The sequence below is a fragment of the Actinoplanes sp. 13 genome (assembly GCF_056134165.1).
Genome location: NZ_JBVYOQ010000063.1, coordinates 1 through 7,116, shown reverse-complemented (window position 1 = coordinate 7,116; position 7,116 = coordinate 1). Strand labels below are relative to the sequence as shown.

Annotated in this window: 7 protein-coding genes; 2 read left to right on the top strand and 5 right to left on the bottom strand. The window is 69.5% G+C overall.

Features of this window, described 5'->3' with window-relative positions; translation table 11 throughout:
* The 4 genes from AC0NH5_RS42925 to AC0NH5_RS42910 form a co-directional block, all read right to left on the bottom strand.
* The coding region (locus AC0NH5_RS42925; RefSeq protein ID WP_474414246.1) for a Clp protease N-terminal domain-containing protein at positions 1 to 1,020 on the bottom strand (1,020 nt) is incomplete at its 3' end.
* Between the two features lie 557 nt (positions 1,021 to 1,577).
* Positions 1,578 to 2,423 (bottom strand): geranyl diphosphate 2-C-methyltransferase, encoded by an 846-nt coding sequence (locus tag AC0NH5_RS42920; RefSeq protein WP_474414244.1) that lies wholly within the window; start codon positions 2,421 to 2,423, stop codon positions 1,578 to 1,580.
* A 2-nt stretch (positions 2,424 to 2,425) separates the two neighbouring features.
* Positions 2,426 to 3,526: a family 2 encapsulin nanocompartment cargo protein terpene cyclase gene (locus AC0NH5_RS42915; RefSeq protein WP_474414242.1), complete on the bottom strand. Its 1,101-nt coding sequence runs from the start codon at positions 3,524 to 3,526 to the stop codon at positions 2,426 to 2,428.
* Positions 3,526 to 4,938, bottom strand: coding sequence for a family 2B encapsulin nanocompartment shell protein (locus AC0NH5_RS42910; protein WP_474414240.1), 1,413 nt, complete (start codon positions 4,936 to 4,938; stop codon positions 3,526 to 3,528). Before AC0NH5_RS42910 ends, AC0NH5_RS42915 begins: the two co-directional genes overlap by 1 nt.
* Before the next feature lie 225 nt (positions 4,939 to 5,163).
* On the opposite strand from AC0NH5_RS42910, the gene AC0NH5_RS42905 reads away from it, so the two are divergent.
* On the top strand, positions 5,164 to 5,511 hold the full coding sequence (locus AC0NH5_RS42905; protein ID WP_474414238.1) for a hypothetical protein: 348 nt from the start codon (positions 5,164 to 5,166) through the stop codon (positions 5,509 to 5,511).
* A 169-nt stretch (positions 5,512 to 5,680) separates the two neighbouring features.
* Complete coding sequence (locus tag AC0NH5_RS42900; protein ID WP_474414236.1) at positions 5,681 to 6,367, top strand: DivIVA domain-containing protein; 687 nt, start codon at positions 5,681 to 5,683, stop codon at positions 6,365 to 6,367.
* A gap of 64 nt (positions 6,368 to 6,431) precedes the next feature.
* Here the strand turns inward: AC0NH5_RS42900 and AC0NH5_RS42895 are convergent, their stop codons facing one another.
* The gene (locus AC0NH5_RS42895; RefSeq protein ID WP_474414234.1) at positions 6,432 to 6,977 is read right to left on the bottom strand and encodes a PadR family transcriptional regulator; all 546 of its coding nucleotides are present in this window, start codon (positions 6,975 to 6,977) and stop codon (positions 6,432 to 6,434) included.
* Between the last annotated feature and the right edge of the window lie 139 nt (positions 6,978 to 7,116).

Sequence of the window (7,116 nt, the reverse complement as noted above, 5' to 3'; positions counted from 1 at the left end):
GAAACGGCGCTCCAGCGCAGCGTCCTTCTCCAGGTGCTTACGGTACTCATCCAGCGTGGTCGCACCGATGGTCTGCAACTCACCCCGCGCCAGCATCGGCTTGAGGATGCTCGCGGCGTCGATCGCGCCTTCCGCCGCACCCGCACCCACCAGAGTGTGGATCTCATCGATGAACAAGATGATGTCACCGCGGGTACGGATCTCCTTGAGCACCTTCTTCAGGCGCTCCTCGAAATCACCGCGGTACCGCGAACCGGCGACCAAAGCACCCAGATCCAAGGTGTAGAGCTGCTTGTCCTTCAACGTCTCGGGCACCTCACCCTTGACGATCGACTGGGACAGCCCCTCCACCACCGCGGTCTTACCGACACCGGGCTCACCGATCAGCACCGGGTTGTTCTTGGTGCGGCGGGACAGCACCTGCATGACCCGCTCGATCTCCTTCTCCCGGCCGATCACCGGGTCGAGCTTGCCCTCCCGCGCCGCCTGCGTCAGGTTGCGCCCGAACTGGTCCAGCACCAGGGAGGTCGCCGGCGTGCCGCTCTCACCGGGCGTCACCCCGGGAACCGGCGGCTCCTTGCCCGGATAGCCGGACAGCAACTGGATCACCTGCTGGCGGACCCGGTTGAGGTCGGCGCCGAGTTTCACCAGCACTTGGGCGGCGACGCCCTCACCCTCGCGGATCAGGCCGAGCAGGATGTGCTCGGTGCCGATGTAGTTGTGGCCCAGCTGCAGAGCCTCCCGCAGGGACAGCTCCAGAACCTTCTTGGCGCGCGGCGTGAACGGAATGTGCCCGCTCGGCGCCTGCTGACCCTGACCGATGATCTCCTCGACCTGCTGCCGCACCCCCTCCAGGGAGATGCCCAGACTCTCGAGAGCCTTGGCCGCGACGCCCTCACCCTCGTGGATCAGGCCCAACAGCACGTGCTCGGTCCCGATGTAGTTGTGGTTGAGCATCCGGGCCTCTTCCTGAGCCAGGACGACAACCCGCCGCGCACGGTCGGTGAACCGCTCGAACATGTCCATCACGTCCTCGCCCGGGCACCCACGTCACCCGCCGGACGGACGGCGGTCGACCCGCACGGGGTCTGCTGACGCTGAGTCGGAGACTCTTGGCCACGTCGCATGGTTGACGTGGGCAGCCACTCGCGGCACAGGCAGGCGCTCCACCCACCAGAATTCTACGCCAGTCACTGCGGCCCCACCGCCCCCGAACCGCCCGGGCGCCGCTCGCCGCAGACGGTGCGGTCGCGCGGCCACCCCGTCCCGCACGCCGAAACAGTGTGTGAAGGTGGGGTCCGAATCGGACCCGAACTTCACACACTGGCGGCGGGAGTCGCTGCGCGACGGGTGCGGCGGGGAGCTGTGGTGGTGTGCCGGGGTGGGAATGAGTTGCAGGTCAGCCCGGCGGCCGCCGGGCGGTCCGGGCCGGGCAGGCAGGCCGCGTGGACCGGACGGGACGTCCGGGTTGCGGTTGGGGACGACCGATCACTCGTACGATATGACGGTTTTGATCGATGTGGGAAGGGAAAGGGCGTGGCCGGAACGTCCAACCGGCCACGCCCAGCTCAAGGGAATCAGATCCGGTCGGCCGCGATCAGGAGGTAATGGAAGCTTCCCTCCCGGTACGCGGTGAGAAATGCCTGCTCGATGCCGGTGGCGACCGGCGACTGTTCCCGCAGTTGCCAGTACGGGATGGTCGCGGCCGTCAGATCGACGACTTCGAGGGGCACCAGACCGTGCGCGGCGAGTGCCTTGAAGTACTCGCTGCGCGGGTGGATGTCACAGGTGTAGTGCTCGTTGATCCGGCTGACCGCCTTGGACCGCAGACCGGCCACGTCGTTGGCGCAGCCGGTGATGCAGACGTACCGGCCGCCGAACGTCAGCACCCGGGCGAACTCGCGGTACAGGTCGTCCAGGTCGACGTACATGGTGGTCTCGTTGGTCCAGACCGCCTGGCGTGAGCCGTCCGGCAACCCGGTCTCCAGCATGTTCCGGAAGTGGAACCGGACCCGGTCGCCGATGCCGCGCCGGGCGGCCTGGTCGGCGGCGAAACCGACCTGGTACTCCGAGATGGACACGCCGTCCACCTCGCAGCCGAACCGCTGGTGGGCCATGATGCTGGTGCCGCCCCGGCCGGAGCCGCCGTCCAGGAGCCGGTCGCCGGGCCGGACCGGGCCGAGGTGGTCGAGCAGCAGGTCGGCCTGGGCGCTCTCCAGCCGGTGCAGCTCGGCGATGATCCGCTGCTCCCGGGTGGCGGCCGGGCCTTCGAGCACCGACGGGTCGTACGCGCCCACCCCGTAATGGTGGTGGTACAGGTCGTCGACCTCGCCCAGGCGCAGGTTGACCGGATCCTTCCGGTTGGTGTTCCAGTACGCGGCGACGGACCGCTCGAAGTCGGTTCGCAGGACGGCCGAAGTCATGGTCAACTCCTGTTCCGGTAACGGCCCGTGGTGGCGTGCCATCGACGGCTCCCGCCCAGCCAGGCCCAGGTGTCGGCGAGAAAGCGGCGCAGGCTCGGTGATCCGGCCGCGGCGAGCGGGGCGGCCAGGTGGACGAAGCGGCGCATCAGCTCGTTGTGGACCTCGACGGTGCGCAGGATCGCCTGCTGCCGGGTCAGGCCCTCGTTCGCGGTCAGCACCGACGGCAGGTTGAAGTCGGCGCCCGACTCCCGCCCGGCCGAGTAGAGGTCGTTGACCAGGGTCGCGGCGTTGCCGGCCGTGGTGAAGGCCTCCCGGACCCTCAGGTGGTGATATTCGTGCGCCGGCAGCTCGTACCCGGCCAGCACGTCGACGAGCAGCATCGGCGGCAGGTAACTGTTGTTCTGCCGCTGGACGAGGTATTCCCAGACCGGCGGGGTGCGGCGGTTGACCCGCCAGTCCGCCTCCTGCGCCGAGGCCAGGAAGAGCAGCGCCAGCTGGTGCTGGAAGCGGCCGATCTGCGCCGGCGAGGCGTACCTCGCGAGGTGATCCAGGGCGGTGCGGAACGCCGTCGAGATCGGCCGGAGCCGGTGGTGGGCGTCCAGGTCGGCGGCGTACCGGGGAACCATCCGGGCCGGGTCGATCACGGCCATCAGGTTGTGCAGCCGGGAGCCGACCCGCGCCGGGTCGGCGCCCAGCGCCACCTCGTCGACGTAGTAGTCGTCCGCCGCCCACTCGGCGAGCAGGCATTTGGCGGCGGCGAGGAGCCGGTCCGGGTCGTTCGCCGCCGGGTGGGTGAGCATGACGAACCGGCCGAAGCCGTACGACCTGAGCTCGTCCAGCCGGCCGGGGTAGAGGCCGACCTGCCCGGCCCAGGCGATCAGGCGCTCGTCGACGAGGTCGCCCAGGGCCGGGTCGTCGCGGACCGCGTCCGGGCAGAACAGGCGATCGTCGTCGTCCCGGCCGGCGGCCGGCGCGCCGGTGAACGCCCGGGCCGCCGACGTGCCCAGCCCGGTGGGGGCGAGCAGGCGGCTCAGGACGGCCGGCGGCGCGGCGCCGGCGTCGGCGATGATCGCGGACGCCAGGTCCAGGGTGGCCGTGGACATCAGTGCGACAGCTCGACGTGGTCCAGCACGCCGAGCGCGTCCGGCACCAGCACGGCCGCCGAGTAGTAGGTGCTGACCAGGTACGACATGATCGCCTGCTCGTTGATGCCCATGAACCGCACGTTGAGTCCCGGTTGGTACTCGTCCGGCAGGCCGGTCTGGCGCAGCCCGACGACGCCCTGTTCCGCCTCGCCGGTCCGCATGGCGAGGATGGAGGTGGTGTGCGTGTCGGTCACCGGGATCTTGCCGCACGGCAGGATCGGCACGCCGCGCCAGGACGGGAGGGTGTGCCCGTCCCGCTCCACCGGCGGCGGGTAGATGCCCCGCTTCGTGCACTCCCGGCCGAACGCCGCGATGGCCTGCGGATGAGCGAGGAAGAACTTGGTGCCGCGCCGCATGCTGAGCAGCTCGTCGAAGTCGTCCGGGGTGGGCGGCCCGCCGCGGGTGTGGATGCGCTGGCGCAGGTCGGCGTTGTGCAGCACGCCGAACTCGGGGTTGTTGACCATCTCGTACTCCTGGCGCTCGCGCAGCGCCTCGACGGTCAGGCGCAGCTGCTGCTCCAGCTGGTCGATCGGATCGTTGTAGAGGTCGGCGACCCGGGTGTGCACCCGCAGGATGGTCTGCGCGACGCTCAGCTCGTACTCGCGCGGCGTCAGCTCGTAGTCGACGTAGGTGCCGGGCAGCGCGGGTTCGCCGGTGTGCCCGGCGGTCACCTTGATCTCGGCCTCGCCGTGCTTGTTCTGCGGGCGGCGGCTCTTCACCCGAAAACCCTCGACGTGGTTGCGCAGCGTCTCGCTGCGGCTGGTCAGCTCGGCGAACGCGGCGCGCGGCAGCGCCAGGATGGTGACCGCGGTCATCGCCTTGGCCGTGTAGCCCCAGATCGGGTCGTCGGCGACCAGCACCTGCTCACCGAACTTCTCGCCGTCGGCGAGCACGCCGAGGCTGACCGGGTCCCCGTACGCGCCGACGCCGACCTTGTCCACCTTGCCGTGCGCGATCAGGTAGAGGTTGTCGGCCACCGAGCCGAACTCCACGATGATCTGACCGGGCTGGTACTCCTGCTGGACGAAACGGTCCGCGATGGAGCGCAGCAGCTCCTCGTCCTCCAGTTTGGCGAGCACCTCGATCTCGCGCAGCTCGCCCGGCACCACGTGCACCGACGAGCCGGTGTTCGTGAAGGTCAGGCGCCCGTCGCCCAGCCGGTACGTCATCCGCCGATTCACCCGGTAGGCGCCGCCGGTCACCTCGACCCACGGCAGCGCGCGCAACAGCCACCGGGAGCTGATCTCCTGCATCTGCGGAACCGACTTGGTGGTGTGCGTCAGGTTCCGCGCTGCGGCGGTGCTCAAGCTCTGCCGTTGGTGCTGCTCGGGCTCCTCGCGCGTCTCCGAGGGCTTGAGCGAACTGGTCACGGTTGATCGCCCCGTTTCGTCCGGGTTCCGGGCTTACTACTTAAGCCGTTCTATCCCAGCACCAGGGCGTTTTGTCAGTTTTCGCAGATAAATACACATTTCGGCGGGATTGTTAACCGGTCGGGTGGTGTCCGGAAGCCCGGCTGACGCGTTCGCGAGTCGATATCCGGAGAGCGCGTGCCCCGGATCAGGGAGACGCGGCGGCTGCTGGCAAGCTTTGCCGCTGTGGAAGCACTCCGGTTGATTCTCCTCTTCGTGCACCTGGTGGGATTCGCGCTGCTGCTCGGCGGCGCGGTCACGCAACTCCTGTCCGGGAAAATCCGGATCAACCCGGCGGTCCTCTGGGGCTCGATCATCCAGCTGGCGTCCGGCATCGCGCTCTCGGCCCCGCTGCGCGGCGGTGGCGACGACGAGCCCAGCCCGATCAAGCTGGGCGTGAAGCTGCTCCTCGCCGTGCTGATCTTCATCATGGTGTTCATCCCGCGCAAACGGGCCGAGGTCAACCGGGGCCACTTCATCGGCATCATCACGCTGACCGTCGTGAACGCGGCCGTCGCGGTCTTCTGGCACTGACCGCAGACTCGGGCGCGGCTGCGGCCTGCGGGGGCTCGCCCGGGCAGCGTACGCTCGATCAGCCGCCGACGGTCGGTGGCACGCGTGATCATGCCCACGGCGGGGGCACAGGTCCGTTGCGTAAGATTTCGGCCCGCACCACCGCAACCGATGGGAACCGAGGAGCACGATGCCGCTCACTCCGGCAGATATTCACAATGTCGCCTTCAAGAAGCCTCCGATCGGCAAGCGGGGCTATGACGAGGAGGAGGTCGACGCGTTTCTGGACGAGGTCGAGCAGGAGCTCGCCCGTCTTCTGGAGGAGAACGTCGCACTGCGCGACCAGGCGCAGCGCGGTGGCGGTGGTGGCGGCAACGCCGCTTCCACCATGGTGCTCAACAACGAGTTCGCCGACCTCGCCGCGCAGCTGGAGCGCCTCCAGGAAGCCCGTGCCCGCGCCGAGCAGAACGCGCGGAACATGCAGGCCCAGCTGGAGCGCGCCCGCAGCCAGCCCGCCGGCTCGCCGCCCCCGTCGCCCGCCGACGACGACCGCAACTCGCGCGTGCTGATGATGGCGCAGCGCACCGCCGACGAGCACATGCGCGACGCCCAGGCCGAGGCCGACAACGTCATCAACGGCGCGCAGAACAAGGCGGAGCAGCTCGTCAGCGAGGCCCAGCTGAAAGCCGGCAGCATCGAGAGCGACGCGCGCCGCAACCACACCGAGGCGATGGAGAGCCTGGTGGAGAAGCGGACCGCCCTGCTCGACGAGATCGACCGGCTGGGCCAGCTCGCCTCCAGCTACCAGGAGGCGCTGACCAACCACGTCCAGCAGCAGCTGATGGACCTGACCAGCGCCCCGGAGGGGGCCGGCTGATCCGGCCCGGACACCTGAGGCCGGCGCCCATGGCGCCGGCCTTTGTCGTTCCCGGCGTGCGTGGTCAGAGCTTGCGCAGAGTGATCAGGACCTCGTCGAGCCAGTCGAGCAGCATCCGCTCATAGGCGATGCCGCCGCGCAGCACCACGTGCTGCAGCCGTTGACCGGCGTCCAGCTCGGCGCCGGGCGGGAAGTCGCGTGCCTCGCCGACCAGGTACCGCTGGAGCGTGGCCTCGTGCTCCGCCCTGTACCGCTCGACCTCACCGGCCAGCGCGGCCCGCCCCGTGTCGTCGTCGAACGCCGCGCCGCGAATCTTCACCGCCAACTCGTGCCGCACCGCCTCCGGCTGCACCGGGCCGCGCAGCCAGGAGATCAGCTCGGCCCGGCCGGCCTCGGCCACCGAGTAGGCCCGCTTGTCCGGGCGCCGATCCTGCCCGATCTCCTCGGCCAGCACCCAGCCGTCCGCCTCCATCCGCTTGAGCACCCGGTAGATCTGCTGGTGGGTCGCGGTCCAGAACCGCCCGATCGACCGTTCGAAGCGGCGCGCCAGCTCGTAACCCGAGCCGGGCTGCTCGAGCAGGGCCACCAGGATCGCGTGCTCCAGAGCCATGCCGGTCATCCTTCAGTGCGACGCCGCACCCAGCAACCAGGCCACCCCGCGTGTGAACTTCCGGCTCGATTCGGACCGCAACTTCACACGCATGGGTGGGTGCTTTCTGTGTGGGGAGTTGGGGCTCGATTCGGACCGC